The sequence below is a fragment of the Vibrio sp. JC009 genome, assembly GCF_029016485.1.
Taxonomy (GTDB): Bacteria; Pseudomonadota; Gammaproteobacteria; order Enterobacterales; family Vibrionaceae; genus Vibrio.
The window spans coordinates 98,639-113,859 of sequence record NZ_CP092107.1; the positions used below are offsets into that span (position 1 = coordinate 98,639).

Below are 15,221 nucleotides of genomic sequence, written 5' to 3' on the forward strand. Positions count from 1 at the left end.
TTGAAGACTTGGTACGGGAGAGTTTGAAGAGAGAGAGAAAGGGGAAATGATAGTGCAGGCAAAAATGCCTGCACCAGTCCATAACTTATAACGGAGTTACGTTAGCAGCTTGTGGACCTTTTTGACCTTGCTCAACTTCAAAAGAAACCTTTTGACCTTCAGCAAGAGTTTTGAAACCGTCACCAGCGATAGAGCGGAAGTGTACGAATACGTCAGCGCCGCCGTCATCTTGAGAAATGAAGCCAAAACCTTTAGTTTCGTTGAACCACTTTACTGTACCAGTTGTTTTAGACATGCTTTTGTCCTTTAAAAAAATTAATTAAAAAATTACGATTGCACTGAGAGCTTAAATTATTCAATGGAGCTATGAAGTTAAGCGCAAAACAAAGGATTTCACAATAAAGCAGGAATTCTAAGGATTTACTTTTACTAAACATATTCATCGATAACTCTTTACCAGAGCGATGAATATCTTAAAGCACTTTGGAGGGTTGTAAAGGCTTATTTTAGGTTATTGAGTGATTTCACATACAATTCACAAATAAAAAAGCGGAGAACTTCTCCGCTTTGTCGTTTTTGCTTGTATTAAGAACAAGTTATTAGTTGAATGCGCGCGCGACACGGCCTTCAGATGTGATGTTGAATTTGCCTGCGTAAGCCGGAACAAATACCGATTCACCTTTCTTAATGGTTACCGTTTCACCGCTGTTGTGAGTCAGTGTCAGGTCTGAGTCCATAGCAAGCAGGATTTCAGCACTTTCAGTGCGAAGCGTCAGATCATCTGCAGACATAAATACAGCGAAGTTGAAATCATCAACCGGGATTGGGTAGTACTGGCCGCCGTCACGAATTTCAGGTGCAGTCAGCAGTTCGCTCTGAGGCTTCTCCTGGAAGATGGTGCAGTCCACCAGTTCTTCCACATCGATGTACTTAGGAGTAAGACCAGCGCGCAGAACGTTGTCTGAGTTTGCCATGATCTCAAGACCAGTACCTTTCAGGTAGGCGTGTGGAGTACATGCGTACAGGAACATGGCTTCGCCAGGCTGAAGAGTCAGTACGTTCAGCATCAGAGGCATAAACAGACCGATATCGCCAGGGTAAAGACCAGCAAGTTCAAGGATCAGAGCAAACAGCTCATCTTCTTTATTTGCCTGTGCAAATTCCATTAGCTCTGCAACCGCTTTTTCTTTCTGCTCGCCTTCAAGTGAAAGAATGGCAGAGAAAAATGCTTCAAGACCTTCTGCGTTGGTAGAAGCTTCATAAGCCGCCACAAGTTCAGCAATAACAGAAACCTTTACTTTCTTAAATAGTTCCAGAATTTCAGGGAACATACGGAAACCGTTCATCGCCTGATATTCAGTCAGTGCGTATACAAGCTCAGGCTTGTGGTTTGGATCTTTGTAATTACGGTTTGCAGCGTTACGTGCAATGCCAGCCTGCTCTTCTTTCTCAAAGCCGATTTCAGCCTGCTCTTTGCTTGGATGAACCTGGATAGACAGAGCGCTTGCCGCCGCCAGTACTTTGAAAAGGTATGGAAGTTCACCAAACTGAGTGTCTGTCTCAACAGTCAGGATGCCGGACTTATCAAGGTTGATGAAATCAGAAAGCAGTTGAGTTTCACCGTTTTCTTTGATTTTTGAGCAGCCGTTCGGGTGAGCACCCATCCAGATTTCAGCCTGAGGCTTGTTTTCCGGGTTGTCGATGCCAAAGATTTCGTTGATAGAAGTACGGCTTCCCCATGCGTAGTCCTGAATAACATTCTGCATTGGGAAGAAGTATTGGTTAGCAGCCTGAGTCATGGTGGTCCCTGTTTTTATCTTGAGGTAAAAATTAGATTTGAATTTTACATGACCAATATGACAGTTCAAGAAATAATACAAACAAGATACAAAAATGCTATTTGTATTTGATGTTGGTCATATTTGTATGCAAGTAAAATGAAAAATCCCTCTTATAAGAAGAGGGAGAAGATACCTTAATTTGCTGCAGATTCAAGTGCAAACTAAGGTATCGTATACGGGTAATCTATTGATTCCCTGACATTATGCCATTACCGCTTCCGCTTTTGACTGGCGCATCTTTTTCAGTGTGATACAAACCAGAGCAGTAACCACAGAGCCAACAGCCATACATACAAGTGCCAGAACAGGTTTGTTCATTGCACCAAGCAGAGCAACAACCGGACCACCGTGTGCAACGCTGTTAGTAATGCCAAAGGAGAATGCCATTACTGCTGCAACTGCTGAGCCGATGACGTTAGCCGGGATTACCGACATAGGATCCTGCGCTGCGAACGGAATCGCACCTTCAGAGATACCCACCAGACCCATAGCGCCTGCGGCTTTACCTGCTTCAAACTCTGATGCTTCAAACAGCTCCAGTTTGCGGCCAAGTACTGTTGCCAGACCCATACCCAGAGGAGCAACAGGGATTGCACAAGCCATTGCACCCATAAACTGAGTCTGACCGCTGGCAATCATGCCCACAGAGAACAGGAAGGCTACTTTGTTAAATGGACCACCCATATCGAAACCGGCCATGCCACCAAGCACAATACCCAGAAGTACCACGTTACCTGTACTCATGTTAGTCAGCAGAGCATTCATGCTTTCCATCAGATCAGCAATCGGTGCGCCGATAATAAAGATGAACAGTGTAGAGATGAACAGCGAACCAACAATAGGTGCGATCATAATAGGCACAAGTGGCTGGATAAATTTGTGATAGTTCAGACTGGTTAGCCAGCGAACAAAATAACCCACAAGCAGACCGGCAACGATAGCACCAATAAAGCCGGTACCCGCTTCAGCGCCGTAGAAAGAGCCGTTGTTTGCAATCCAGCCACCGATAAAGCCAGGTGCAAGTCCCGGACGGTCAGCAATGGCATAGGCAATATAACCCGCCAGAATCGGAATCATCAGGGTAAAGGCAACAACACCCACATCCAGTACTTTGTTCCACAGGCTGCCAGCAGGAATCGCCATACCCGCTTCAGTCGGCTCACCACCAATGGCCAGAGAAAGGGCAATCAGAAGACCGCCGGTGACCACAAACGGAATCATATGTGATACGCCGTTCATCAGGTATTTGTACAGATCAGAGCGGGTCTGGCCTGATTTTTTCTCCTGAGATGAAGCTGCTTTCTCAGTTGCCTGATATTTTGGGGCATCCAGTGCTCTGCCGATCACTTCAGCTGCGTCACGGATTGGTTCTTTTACACCGGTTTCAATCAGCTTTTTACCGGCAAAACGGCTAAGTTCTACCTGCTTGTCACAAGCCACGATAATCGCGTCTGCTTTTGCGATTTCTTCTGCAGTCGGCGCATTTTTCACACCAATAGAACCGTTGGTTTCAACCTTGATCTGATAGCCAAGTTCAGCAGCACCTTTTTCCAGCGCTTCTGCCGCCAGATAGGTGTGAGCAACACCGGTAGGGCAGCCTGTTACGCCAATCAGGAAGCCTTTATCTGCGGCAACGGCCGGCTCTGTCGGCTCAACCTTTTGCAGCAGAAGTTCAAGTGCTTCGGATTCTGTTTTTGCCGCCAGGAAGCTTTCGATAAAGCCTTCTGCAATCAGCTTTGATGAAAGTTCTGCCAGAACTTCGATGTGGTGGTCAGCGCCGCCATCGGGAGAAGCGATCATAAAAAATAGTTTTGATGGCTGGCCGTCTTCTGCACCATAGTCGATGCCGTTTCTGCTAACACCGATTACCACAGCAGGTTTAGTTACCGCAGAGCTTTTCGCGTGCGGAAGTGCAACACCGGATTCAAAACCCGTATTACCCAGCTCTTCCCGAGACTGGATATCGGCCAGGAATTGGCTTCGGTTGCTGATACGTCCTTCGGCGTAGAGTGCTTCGATCAGTTCCACAAAAACGTCTTGTTTTGTTGTGGCATTCAGATCAAGACGAATCAATTTTTCATTGATTAACTCAGTGATCATGTTTAAGTCCCCATTTGCGTTTCGTTATGTTACCCCAGAAGGCTGAAAATTAATCCTGCCTGGGTTTATTGATTTATGGGTATTTTCGTACAGTGGCTGATATCCCGATAGTGTATGAGAAAGACATTTACTGGATTATTGTAACCTGTAAAATTAAGTGTGATCTGACTCAAATTTGTGTGAACAATATGAATTTAATGAAAAACAATAAAAATATGTTTTAAAACAGTTTGATATGTTTTGTTGTTTGTCGCTAATCACTAAGGGCAAAATAGGGTAGAGTCTGTCTTTATTTTTGTTTGTGGATTAAAGTGACCATGTTTGCTGGCTATTTTTTGTGCTTTTGTTCACAATTATGGTCGGGTTTGGGCTGTGATTACTGGATAATTGAGGTAAGGAATGAGCGCAGTATTTCATGATTTGATTGAAACCTTGCTATCTGAGAGGGAGCATTTCAGCCGGATCTGGTTTGCAAATGATCAGCTGGAACCGCCGAAATTCAGCTATCAGGTCAATTTCCCCCGCCTGGAGCTGGTCATCAGTGGCGAGTATGCCAATAAGATCGAAGACCCTGAGCAGGGAATTACGGATGTAAAAATCTTATCCGGTGACGCTCTTTACGTGCCGCCTAACTGCTGGAATAAGCCGGACTGGGATGCAGACTGTTCTGTGTTGAGCCTTCTTTTTGGGCGGCGTCAGTTAGGTTTCAGTCTGGTCAGCAAAACCAAAGGCGAGAAAGGCTTTTTTGATGTGCAGAAGCACAGTATTCAGACCCGGACCGGACATGCCATCGACCACATACTGAATGCGCTGAATGCTCTGGCAAGAGAGAAACGGAAAAGCCCCATGGACGAACATCTGCTGCTGGCACTACTTAGCTACAGTCAGTCGATGATTTCTGATCCTGCGCACTCGGCGAAAAAGCGCAGCGAAGATCTGTATCAGGGGATCTGCATTTACATTCAGGAAAACTTTCACCGCAATATTACCCGGGGAAGCATTGCTGAGCGTTTTAATATCTCGCCAAATCACCTGTCGAGAATGTTCCGCCAGCAGGGACATATGACGCTGGCTGATTATATTACTTTTGTACGCATAGACAGGGCGAAGTTTATGTTAAAGCGGTATCCGTTCCGGTTACATGAGGTTGCGACCCGTTGCGGATACCAGGATGTGAACTACTTTTTCCGGGTGTTTAAGAGTAAAACCGGGCTGACGCCTTCAGAGTACAGAGGCATGGATTAAGTATCTCTGTTAGTCGGTTCGTGACTGCCGCGCTCCATTAAAATATGCGCAATATCCTGAAGCGGGATCTTCAGCGCTTCGTCAATTGCAGATTCACTTACCTTGTCTCCGGCATACTGCATGACCAACTCTTTAAAGGAGTGTGGGTTCGTGCTGGCTTCATCACCCTCAAAGCGGGGTTTGCCTCCTGAGCGGATCATTTCATCCAGCGCCAGCAAAATTATCCGGTAGGCAAGAATTTGCTCTTTAGTTTCATTTGGCATGGTATCTGTCCGTTTTAAACTGTTATAAGTACATACAAAGTATAGTGTTATTGAGGAAAAGATACCTTGACCCGGTGAGCATTTTAGCTGTCACTTGTGCTGTGGCTCATAATATGCAGAAGAATTGCCTTTAACGTTTCCGGTTCTGGTGTGGAAGTCAGCAACTGACAGAACCCTTCATTGAGCAGGGTTCTTGATAACTGGGTAAAGGATTTAATCACCGGCATTTCAGGTGGAGCAGGAATACAAAAGCCGATGATCAGTGAAACCGGCCCGCGTTTGGAGTGCCAGTCTACCGCTTGAGGAAGGCGGACGACGGAAATCAGAGGGTGATCGATTTCTGCCAGCATGACGTGTGGCAGCGCGATTTCGTGACCGATGCCGGTAGAAGAGATCTCTTCTCTTTTCAGCATGGACTGGAAAATCTGATCTGAAGCTTTTCCATCAGCAAGGCTGGCCAGTTGTAGCAGGAGTGCATTTTTATTTAGCTCGGTATTATCCGCCACTTCCAGATAGTTATAACTGACTCCGAAGTCCAGCCTGAATGCCGGGTGCTGGTCAATAATATTGTTGCTGTATTTTGCTGATGAGCTGTGCGAAGTGCTGATAATGTCAAATTCAGCGGCAATAAAATCAGTCAGAACCATACAGGCAAGCTCAGCGTCACTGCCCTCAATCCATAACTGGCACAGGTCTTTATCCTTGCTGCCCAGGCTGAGTACCTTGAGCGTATGACCTGCATTCACCCACTTGCCTTTAGTGATGTTTTTTAAAATAACAACCGAACGAAAATAACCGGAAAGTGCCTTAAGGCGATTGACTTTCCATCCGGCAAATCCGTCTGATCCGATGACAAAGGTAATTCTTCGTTCGATTTTCATTTTTATCGGCTCAGAGTGTCAGGCAGCGGTCCAGTACACTGTCAACATCAATAAGTACTTCCTCAATGGTGACACAGTGAATCTTGTTGCCGGTGAACCTGGCCCTCTGTTCCACTTCAATGTCCGATACGATAAGAACCAGATCAGCATGGGCAATGTCCACAGCACTCAGCTGGTTTTCTATCCCCATGGCGCCCTGGGTCTCCACTTTAATCTGGATGTTTTTCTTCGGTGCTGCTTTTTTTAGCTCATCGGCAGCCATATAGGTGTGTGCAATTCCGGTGGGGCACGCTGTAACGGCAACTATTTTCATTCTGTTTTTTGTCGCTTATTCCATGTAAAGGCATATTCTAAACAGAACCGGCGCCAAACAGAAGTGCTGAACTAACTCTGTTTGCGCTTGGTCTATACTTGATATGTTCAATACTCCAGTCAGTAAAGGAAGAACTCATGAGTAACTATTTTGACAGCATGGCAGCGACCTGGGACCAGAATCCAATGAAGCTCGACCGGGCAAAGGCAACCGCCGAGCAGGTAAAGCACACACTTTTTTACTCAAAGAAAAATCTTATCGATATTGGTGGTGGAACCGGCTTGCTGGCAGTACTGCTTAAAGATGAGTTTGACGAAGTGGTGATAGCCGATATGTCGGAAGAGATGCTGAAAATATCCGGAAAAAAGATACACGATGCCGGGATTAACAATATCCGGACGCTTAAGATCGATGAAGATATCTCAGAAATAAAAGGCAAGTATTCAGCGATAGTGACACTGATGACGCTTCACCATGTTGAGCATCTGGAGGACTTTCTCTCTTCGGTCACCGACCTTCTGGATGAAGACGGCGTGCTGATGATAGCCGATCTGCATAAAGAAGATGGCTCATTTCATGCGCACCATAACGGTTTCGCGGGGCATAATGGCTTTGATACGGATGAGTTAACCAGGCATCTGCACATTCATGGTCTGGAGGTTATCCGGGTAATCGATTTCTATGAAATTGAGCGTACAAATGAATCCGGAGAGGAGGAAAAATACCCGCTTTTCTTTATGGCGGCACGAAAGATATTTCAAGTGTAGGATTAATCAGCATAAAAAGATGACGGATGATGCCAGCAGGAGTAATATTCATCGGCTGTTCATCTTTCAATACCACTAGTGACATGGCTGAATGAGGGCGGCAGGTAGGTATCGATAAGCAGACCGTCCTCGCCATGGATGGCGAGATCGAGCTACATGGATGTATTTATGCGTGTCTGTGTTCGATACCTGCCTGCTGCCCGGGAACCACCGGCCTGGTATTGAAAAGTGAACATGTTGTGAACTTATTCAGATAGCGGAACACGTCATGGAAAAAATCAGATTGACTCAGTACAGCCACGGTGCGGGATGTGGTTGTAAAATTTCTCCTCAGGTATTAGATACCATTCTTCAGACTCAGATTGCTCCATTTTCAGATCCAAACCTGTTGGTAGGCAACGAAAATAAAGATGATGCCGCTGTTTACGATTTGGGTAATGGCACTGCTGTTGTCAGTACTACAGACTTCTTTATGCCGATCGTAGATGACCCTTACGATTTTGGCCGTATCGCAGCAACCAATGCAATCAGTGATATTTACGCCATGGGCGGTAAGCCGGTTATGGCGATTGCCATTCTTGGCTGGCCGGTGAATGTGCTTGCGCCTGAAATTGCGCAGCAGGTTGTGGAAGGTGGCCGTTCTGTTTGTGCGGAAATTGGTATTTCACTGGCTGGTGGACACTCCATTGATGCACCTGAGCCTATTTTTGGTCTGGCGGTTACCGGCGTTGTTGACCCTGAGCGTGTGAAGCAGAATAACCGTGCTGAAAGCGGCTGTCAGCTGTTTATTACTAAGCCTCTGGGTATTGGCGTTCTGACCACTGCCGAGAAAAAATCTAAGCTGGCCGAGTCTCATCAGGGGCTGGCGCGTGACTGGATGTGCAAGCTCAATACGCCGGGAGCGGATTTTGCAGATATTCCGGCGGTTAAAGCGATGACGGATGTCACCGGTTTTGGCTTTATGGGGCACCTGTCGGAAATTTGCGAAGGTAGCGGACTGAAAGCAAAAGTCTGGTTTGAGAAAGTACCGACCCTTCCAGGCGTGACCACTTATATTGAAGAAGGTTGTGTACCGGGCGGCACCCACAGAAACTTTGCCAGCTATGGTCACAAACTTGGCGAGATCACTGAGATGCAAAAAGCCATACTGTGCGATCCGCAGACTTCTGGCGGCCTGCTGTTGGCGGTTTCACCGGATGGCATTGAAGAAGTAAAAACCGCTGCGGCTAAGCACGGTATTGAGCTTGAGGCGATTGGTGAGCTTTCTCCTCAGGATGGCGAAACCCTGATTGAGGTTTGTTAATGTCACGCCCGAATAGTCAGGATTACCGCCGCCTGTTTGCCGGTGATACGCCATTTATGGATACAAGGGCACCGGTTGAGTTTGAAAAGGGTGCCTTTCCTACCTCAGTAAATCTGCCATTGATGACAGATAAAGAGCGCGAACTGGTAGGAACCTGCTACAAGCAAAAGGGGCAGCAGGAAGCGATTAAGCTGGGACATGAACTGGTTCACGGCGATATTAAACAGCAGCGTATCGCAAAGTGGAAAGCCTTTTGCGAGGCGAACCCGAATGGTTACCTCTATTGCTTCCGTGGTGGGATGCGCTCGCAGATCACTCAGCAATGGCTTAAGGAAGCGGGTATTGATTATCCCTTTGTTGTTGGTGGATATAAGGCTCTGCGCCGCTGCTTGATTGATACCATAGAGCAGGTTGCTGAAATGCCGATGACCATTGTTGGCGGTAATACCGGTTGTGGTAAAACGCTGCTGGTTAATGAACTGGAAAACGGTATCGACCTTGAAGGCGCAGCGCATCACAGAGGCTCGTCCTTTGGCCGCTATGTTGAGGCTCAGCGCACGCAAATTAATTTCGAAAGTGATCTGGCTATCCAGATGATTAAAAAGCTGGAAACCGGCTGTGAAAAGTTTGTCTTTGAAGACGAAGGCCGGATTATCGGCAGTGTTTCATTGCCGGTTTGCCTTCACCAGAATATGCAAAAGGCAAAAGTGGCGGTTGTGGATGATCCCTTTGATGTTCGTCTGGCCCGTCTGCTTGATGACTATGTGGTAAAAATGCAGCGCGATTTTGTTGCCTGTTACGGCGAAGAAAAAGGCTGGCAGGAGTTTGAAGCCTACCTTGAGAAAGGTATGTTTAATATCCGCAAAAGACTCGGCTTTGAACGTCATGCTGAAATTCTTGATGCCCAAAAGCAGGCGATTCAGCAGATGAAAGCGACCGGGTCACTTGCCGGGCACGATGGCTGGCTGGTTCCTCTGCTGCAGGAATATTATGATCCAATGTATACCTATCAGCTGAGCAAGAAAGAAGAGCGTATTGTTTTTCGAGGGGAGTATCAGCAGGTGAAAGAGTGGCTTGCCGGACTATGACTTTATAGTTCCTGACTACCCGGAGGGGCGTCATCTCGGAAATAGGCCCTGACTCTCATACACAAATATTAAAGTGGCCAGAGAACGGTTCTCCCCCTTCGATGTTACTTCTTCGAAAATCCGGCCTTTCGAGGCTAAGGGGAGGAGCATTCTTTGGCTCATTAAACTTGTGTATAAGAGTCAGGCTAATAAGGCCTTACAGGCTTAGCTCAGCAGAAATTACATCTACTTTGCTGTCAATGCTTAGCTGAGCCAGATCAGCTGAGCTGCATTTTTCGCATACAGGTACAACAAACAGCTTTGATGCATCTGAGCCGTGTTTTACCAGCACGCCGTGGTGGTGGTCTTCAGTACAGTCCGCGCCTGCGCACTGCTGGTATTCGCTACGGTTAAAATGCTTCCAGTAGCTTAGCCAGTTCTTTCTGGCTGCTTCAGTCAGATACTTGTCTGACACATTCTTCAGAGTGATAGATTCTTCGTTGGTTTGCTTGTTTAAAAACATCTTGTTTCCTTACCTTAAAACTGAGCGCTAGCTCACATAAACTAGTTTTTAAGCGATCTCCGATCAAATTTAAAGCAATTTCTTGAATATTTACTCAATGGAAATGAATTATTAATCTGTTGTTAACAAGTGATTAGTATTAATCTAACGTTTCAGAAGGCGAACTAATGATGGTTTCAGTGAATTAATGTTGTAAATGAAAGGCCTATCTGCGAACAGTCGCAGATAGGCCCATAAAGTAAAGCTGGATAAGGCTTAACGGAAAGTAACGCTGTCTAAAGCGGCATAGGTTTTACTGAACCTGACCGCTTTGTAGCTTTCACCGTCGTTATAGCGCATAACATAATAAAGCGGATCAGCCAGGAACTGGAAAGACATGCTTTTATAGTCAAACCCATCCATCTCAAGCGGAATAAACTGATAGTCCGGGTAGGAGATCAGGTAAACCTTACTTGCCCTGGAAATTGCATAGCCGTAGAACTTCTTATGCCGGTTTTCGGAGACCTGAATATAAGCAATATCGCCCACTTCTTCCGGTACCTTAACCGCATCAAGGCTGACTTTATTGTCACCACGGCGAAGGTTAAAGATATTTCCTGAGCTGTCTTTTACAAAGTAGCCCCAGTCGAACGGCTTCATATTGGTGGTTTTACCCCAAACCTCTTTCAGCGGGAAATTAACCTCTGCCTCATCTGCCAGACGGTTTACCTCTGCTGCCAGTTCAGTATTGGGTTTGGCGGTTTCAGCGGCATAAACTTCTAACCGGTCAGATTTAAGCGCAAACATGTTTTCCGGGAAACGGATTGAGCCCTTGTGACTGATAGGATTAAAGAAGGGGTACAGTGTGACTTCCGGCTTGGTTAAGCGGGATGGATCGTACTGCAGACTCATCCTGGCTTTGCGGATCTGACTCTTATCATAAAGCTTACCGTCAATTTCCACCGGCAGCTTGCCCTGAATATCCAGATTCTTCCAGTAGACAAAAGGCAGAGCTTCTTCAAACTGCTCTTTTTTCAGGCCATCTGTGGAAGTGCCGTAGAAGAAAGTATGGTTAGCACCGTTTTCCTGGTAGACGAAGTCATTTAGCACCGGAGAGTAGAACACATAGTACTTAGTATGGACTGCGGCATATTCATAGATTAGACGCGTGCCTGTCAGCCCGGTAAAGAGGACAAAGACCAGAGGAATACTAATGATATAGGCTCTGCTCTCCAGCCGACGGGTTTTTACGCTCAGGAAGCTGTCGATAATCGGCATTATCAGCCAGATGAGCGCCAGAATGCCTGCAATATCCGCAAACTGATAACGATCCTTAAGCAGCATAAAGGTAATCAGCACGCTTATCAGCATCTTGCTTGACTTACGGCGCCAGTCACTTTCAATAATAACCGCAGCAAAACCCAGATAAATAGCGATGGCCGGTAACTGACCAAACAGCATATCTTTCATTGTGGTATGAATGATATCGGCCGGGTAGTACTGGTAAAAAGCCAGAATCACCAGAGCGGAAAGAATGGCATTCACCACCAGAATCATCAGAACACCGGCTGCAATGTGCTGGAGCACGATTTTATTCAGCGAGACAGGCAGGTGAGTCAGAATACGTACTTTCTTACCGGTTGCTTCAGGAACGTACTGGCAGGATGCCACAAAAATTCCCACTAAAACAAAGCAGTAAAGCAGCCAGCTATAAGGTTTGTCACCAAGGTGTGAGAAGCGGTACCACATCATGGACTCAGGTTCGATATTGGCGTACTGACCGGAAAGATCAAACCAGAAATAAGCTCCGAGAATTGCAGCGGCAGCGCAAAGCGCGTAGGCGTACTTTCTTAATTTAAGCCACTCTTTTATGTAAATTGCACTAAACATCATCAGTATTTACCCACATATCCAAGGAAGCGCTCTTCAAAGCTCATTGGTACTTCTGTTAAACCGGCTGAAATCTCTTTTTCAAGTTCTTCTTTTTCGCAAAATGAGTACATAAGAGGCTTTTGTCTGTGCACTTCTTTTCTGTGAATAAGAGGCGAGTCAGAAAACTCATCAATTTCAGATGATGTGTAGCAGCGGAATGTTTCATTAAAGTGCTGCATACTGCTTTGATAGACGCTTGTTGTCCTGTCCACAATGGCAATCTGATCTACCAGATTTTCCAGATCACTCATAACGTGGGTTGTGATCAGCACCGTTTTATCTGTACCGTGCAGATAGTCTCCCAGATAGTCCACAAACAGACGTCGGTAACCGGCGTCCAGACCCATGGAATAGTCATCCAGAATCAGCAGATCGGCATCCTGAGCCAGCAAAAGTCCGAGCACAACCTGAGACTTCTGACCAAAGGAAAGCGAAGAGAGTGGCTGCTGCATGCTGATATCCATCAGGTCTATCAGCTCCTGAAAGTATTTTTTCTGCCACTTTGGATAGAAGGAAGAGAAGAAGAGTTCAACCTGCTCTATGCTCATGGAGTCGTAGCTGATAAAGCCCTCATAAAGCAGGGCAATACGTGCCCGGGTTTCAGGAGAAAGGTAGTTAGCCGGCTCTCCGAAGATAAGGCATTCGCCTTTTTGCGGTTTCAGGTAACCCATCAGAAGGTTGATAAGAGTCGATTTACCAACGCCGTTCTTACCCAGCAGGCCGAAAATGGTACCGGGTTCAATGTTAAGATCCAATCCTTCGTATATCTTCTTTGGCCCGTAACTGTGGTGCAGGTTTGAGATAGATATAACGGCATCTTTATTAATCCCGCTCATGCTTACTCCGAGATGTCTTTGCCGTTGACATACACCTGATGTCCTTCGCCGCCGTTAAGCACTACGGTGAAATTGCTGGCTGGCTTTTCGAAGTACACTTCACCAAACTCATCCATTTTGGTACGCATAATCACAGTGTCGTTTTGTTCAATGCGGAACTCAACACCTTCGGCACTGGCACCGTCACTAAAGCCGCCTTCACAGGTAATATAGCCGTTGCCTTCGTCGTAGCAGGCCATCAGTGCCGTGTGAGCCTGAGCTTTGCTTACCGAAATGGATGCGATAAAAGCAGTAAAAAAAGTTTATATTTCATAGCGTTCCATAAAATGCAATGGATAAAAATATAGCTGGCATAATGCCAGCTATTAAACTCATTTTTCCGTGAGGGGAAAATCAGCCGGGATTACAGGTCTTGTGCTTCAATCCAAAGTACAGCGTCCTGAGATAGCTCTTTGCCTTTGTACTCAGTGTCAGGACCAGAACCCAGACATGCAAAGCCCCACTTGCCAGCAGTAGGAACACCAAATGTGAACATACCGTTGTCGTCTGTGATAGCTACGATTGCTGAAGCAGGAGTCGCACGTTTTGTGTCTTTGCCAAACGCGTTGTTTTTAGTATCGATATCTGCGTTGATAAACTCGATTTCACACTCTGCACCAGAAACTGGCTTACCTTCAGCCAGAAGCTGGCCTGTGAAAGTGCTGCCTGCAAATACCTGATATGGCTTGTTCTTAGGAACGATTTCTGTTTTCAGGCCCAGTGGCGTTTCCCAACCCGTTGGCATAGCGCCTTTGTTGATGTAACGCTTAGTGATCTGCTGAATGTAGATATCTTCACCAGCTTCGTAGTAAGGAGCCGGAACCAGACCAAAGATGTAGTCGCCGTTACGTTTGATTTTGTAATCAATCTGGTAAGCGTCTGCTTTGTTGTCGTGACCAGACCAGGTGATCTTCTTAAGGTCTTTAAGAAGGTCAGTCTTCTTGTCCTTGAACATTACAAAGAACTCTTCAGGCTGACCCATAGCCATAGTGTGGCCGTTTTCCATCGGGTGACCGAAAACAAGCTTCATGTCGATTGTTGTTGGCTTTTCAAGCTGAGATGTTGGTGTGTACATCAGCTGAAAGTGAGCCTGAGACGCTGCAGAAAGAGTTAGCGCTGCTGTACCCGCAAGAAGTGCGATTTTATTCATCTTTGTTATTTCCCTAAAATTTAAAAGTAGGAGTAAATTAGTAAAAATTATTCAACGATATCCGAACCCGGGATCTCGATAGAGTGGCCAGGGCCGGCATTAAAAACAACTTTGTAATCACTTGATGGCTTATTAAATTCAAACTCACCATCTTCGTTAATTTCACTCTTAATAAGCTCATTACCTGACGCATCCAGCACCAGCATTTCTACTCCGGCGGCTGATGAACCATCAGAAAAGCCACCTTCACACAGCACCGTACCGTCACCATTGTCATAGCATGAGCAAAGTGGGGTGTGAGCCAGTGCCTGTCCGCTGAAGAATGCTGAGATTAGCATAGGTACGACAAGTTTTTTCATTGTAATTCCTTATTAATTCGCTGTTTTTGCATTTTTGTATCTATCCAAAGCAAACAATGCGTAATTAACAAGGAAGTCACTAGCTGCTAGATACGATTGTAGCTAAGTTTAAACTGGTGAAAAGATAGATTCATTTCTATTTAGAGGTAAATTTTGCCCGATGTCAATAGGAATGATTATCAATAACTTGAGGCCATTTTATAGAATCAATCAGATAATGGGAGTTATAATAATTCCCATTTACACCGTATTTGATCTATGTCAATCTAATGAAAATCGTTATCATTAGCGACTATTTTCTCGTTTTATATCGGGATAGAATGGCTATTAATTCTCATTTGAGTTTGTAAGTGGCTGAAAATGCAATTATCTGAATTGAAAATGCAATTATCTGAATTAAAGCCTGGTGACAAGGGAGTCATCATTGCTCATCACGCGCAAGGCGCGGTAAGGCAACGCCTGTTAGACCTGGGACTAATGCCGGAAGTTGAAATCGAACTGGTTCGTTATGCGCCCCTTGGTGATCCTTTAGAGATAAGAGTTGGTCTGACCAATGTTGTAATAAGAGCCACAGAAGCTCGCACCGTAATAGTAAATGCTAAGCGTTAGCAGTCTGGCTCAGG

17 protein-coding genes are annotated in these 15,221 nt (G+C 45.8%); 5 read left to right on the plus strand and 12 right to left on the minus strand.

Going from position 1 to position 15,221, the window contains the following annotated elements:
- Positions 1 to 85 precede the first annotated feature (85 nt).
- The 3 genes from L3Q72_RS15345 to L3Q72_RS15355 all read right to left on the minus strand — a co-directional run bounded on the left by L3Q72_RS15345 (position 86) and on the right by L3Q72_RS15355 (position 3,941).
- Positions 86 to 295 carry a cold-shock protein gene (locus L3Q72_RS15345; RefSeq protein ID WP_275133038.1) on the minus strand — a complete coding sequence of 70 codons (210 nt, stop codon included), beginning with the start codon at positions 293 to 295 and terminating at the stop codon, positions 86 to 88.
- Positions 296 to 599: 304 nt separating this feature from the next.
- Positions 600 to 1,799 (minus strand): mannose-6-phosphate isomerase, class I, encoded by a 1,200-nt coding sequence (gene manA / locus L3Q72_RS15350; protein ID WP_275133039.1) that lies wholly within the window; start codon positions 1,797 to 1,799, stop codon positions 600 to 602.
- Between the two features lie 243 nt (positions 1,800 to 2,042).
- A complete protein-coding gene (locus tag L3Q72_RS15355; RefSeq protein WP_275133040.1) occupies positions 2,043 to 3,941 on the minus strand; it encodes a fructose-specific PTS transporter subunit EIIC in 1,899 nt (632 codons plus the stop codon).
- A gap of 399 nt (positions 3,942 to 4,340) precedes the next feature.
- Here L3Q72_RS15355 and L3Q72_RS15360 point away from each other — a divergent pair, with 399 nt between their 5' ends.
- Positions 4,341 to 5,186 (plus strand): AraC family transcriptional regulator, encoded by an 846-nt coding sequence (locus tag L3Q72_RS15360; protein ID WP_275133041.1) that lies wholly within the window; start codon positions 4,341 to 4,343, stop codon positions 5,184 to 5,186.
- Here the strand turns inward: L3Q72_RS15360 and L3Q72_RS15365 are convergent.
- From L3Q72_RS15365 to L3Q72_RS15375, 3 genes are all read right to left on the minus strand, one after another.
- The gene (locus L3Q72_RS15365; RefSeq protein ID WP_275133042.1) at positions 5,183 to 5,449 is read right to left on the minus strand and encodes a hypothetical protein; all 267 of its coding nucleotides are present in this window, start codon (positions 5,447 to 5,449) and stop codon (positions 5,183 to 5,185) included. The two genes, L3Q72_RS15360 and L3Q72_RS15365, sit on opposite strands and share 4 nt — an antisense overlap.
- Positions 5,450 to 5,532: 83 nt before the next feature.
- Entirely contained in the window at positions 5,533 to 6,330 is a 798-nt protein-coding gene (locus L3Q72_RS15370; protein WP_275133043.1) for a PTS sugar transporter subunit IIA, read from the minus strand.
- Between the two features lie 10 nt (positions 6,331 to 6,340).
- A complete protein-coding gene (locus L3Q72_RS15375) occupies positions 6,341 to 6,643 on the minus strand; it encodes a PTS fructose transporter subunit IIB (RefSeq protein ID WP_275133044.1) in 303 nt (100 codons plus the stop codon).
- A 137-nt stretch (positions 6,644 to 6,780) separates the two neighbouring features.
- Between L3Q72_RS15375 and L3Q72_RS15380 the strand changes: the two genes are divergently transcribed.
- The 3 genes from L3Q72_RS15380 to mnmH all read left to right on the plus strand — a co-directional run bounded on the left by L3Q72_RS15380 (position 6,781) and on the right by mnmH (position 9,801).
- A complete protein-coding gene (locus tag L3Q72_RS15380) occupies positions 6,781 to 7,410 on the plus strand; it encodes a class I SAM-dependent methyltransferase (protein ID WP_275133045.1) in 630 nt (209 codons plus the stop codon).
- A 268-nt stretch (positions 7,411 to 7,678) separates the two neighbouring features.
- A complete protein-coding gene (selD, locus tag L3Q72_RS15385) occupies positions 7,679 to 8,713 on the plus strand; it encodes a selenide, water dikinase SelD (RefSeq protein WP_275133046.1) in 1,035 nt (344 codons plus the stop codon).
- Positions 8,713 to 9,801 (plus strand): tRNA 2-selenouridine(34) synthase MnmH, encoded by a 1,089-nt coding sequence (gene mnmH / locus L3Q72_RS15390; RefSeq protein ID WP_275133047.1) that lies wholly within the window; start codon positions 8,713 to 8,715, stop codon positions 9,799 to 9,801. Before selD ends, mnmH begins: the two co-directional genes overlap by 1 nt.
- A gap of 196 nt (positions 9,802 to 9,997) precedes the next feature.
- On the opposite strand, the gene L3Q72_RS15395 is transcribed toward mnmH, so the two are convergent.
- From L3Q72_RS15395 to L3Q72_RS15420, 6 genes are all read right to left on the minus strand, one after another.
- On the minus strand, positions 9,998 to 10,303 hold the full coding sequence (locus tag L3Q72_RS15395; RefSeq protein ID WP_275133048.1) for a hypothetical protein: 306 nt from the start codon (positions 10,301 to 10,303) through the stop codon (positions 9,998 to 10,000).
- A gap of 255 nt (positions 10,304 to 10,558) precedes the next feature.
- On the minus strand, positions 10,559 to 12,175 hold the full coding sequence (locus L3Q72_RS15400; RefSeq protein WP_275133049.1) for a DUF4857 domain-containing protein: 1,617 nt from the start codon (positions 12,173 to 12,175) through the stop codon (positions 10,559 to 10,561).
- Positions 12,175 to 13,050: an ABC transporter ATP-binding protein gene (locus L3Q72_RS15405; RefSeq protein WP_275133050.1), complete on the minus strand. Its 876-nt coding sequence runs from the start codon at positions 13,048 to 13,050 to the stop codon at positions 12,175 to 12,177. Before L3Q72_RS15405 ends, L3Q72_RS15400 begins: the two co-directional genes overlap by 1 nt.
- Positions 13,051 to 13,052: 2 nt before the next feature.
- Positions 13,053 to 13,289 carry a hypothetical protein gene (locus L3Q72_RS15410; RefSeq protein ID WP_275133051.1) on the minus strand — a complete coding sequence of 79 codons (237 nt, stop codon included), beginning with the start codon at positions 13,287 to 13,289 and terminating at the stop codon, positions 13,053 to 13,055.
- A 164-nt stretch (positions 13,290 to 13,453) separates the two neighbouring features.
- Positions 13,454 to 14,239: a DUF4198 domain-containing protein gene (locus L3Q72_RS15415; protein ID WP_275133052.1), complete on the minus strand. Its 786-nt coding sequence runs from the start codon at positions 14,237 to 14,239 to the stop codon at positions 13,454 to 13,456.
- A gap of 47 nt (positions 14,240 to 14,286) precedes the next feature.
- Positions 14,287 to 14,598: a hypothetical protein gene (locus L3Q72_RS15420; RefSeq protein WP_275133053.1), complete on the minus strand. Its 312-nt coding sequence runs from the start codon at positions 14,596 to 14,598 to the stop codon at positions 14,287 to 14,289.
- A 381-nt stretch (positions 14,599 to 14,979) separates the two neighbouring features.
- Here L3Q72_RS15420 and L3Q72_RS15425 point away from each other — a divergent pair, with 381 nt between their 5' ends.
- The gene (locus L3Q72_RS15425; RefSeq protein WP_275133054.1) at positions 14,980 to 15,207 is read left to right on the plus strand and encodes a FeoA family protein; all 228 of its coding nucleotides are present in this window, start codon (positions 14,980 to 14,982) and stop codon (positions 15,205 to 15,207) included.
- The last annotated feature ends 14 nt before the right edge of the window (positions 15,208 to 15,221 follow it).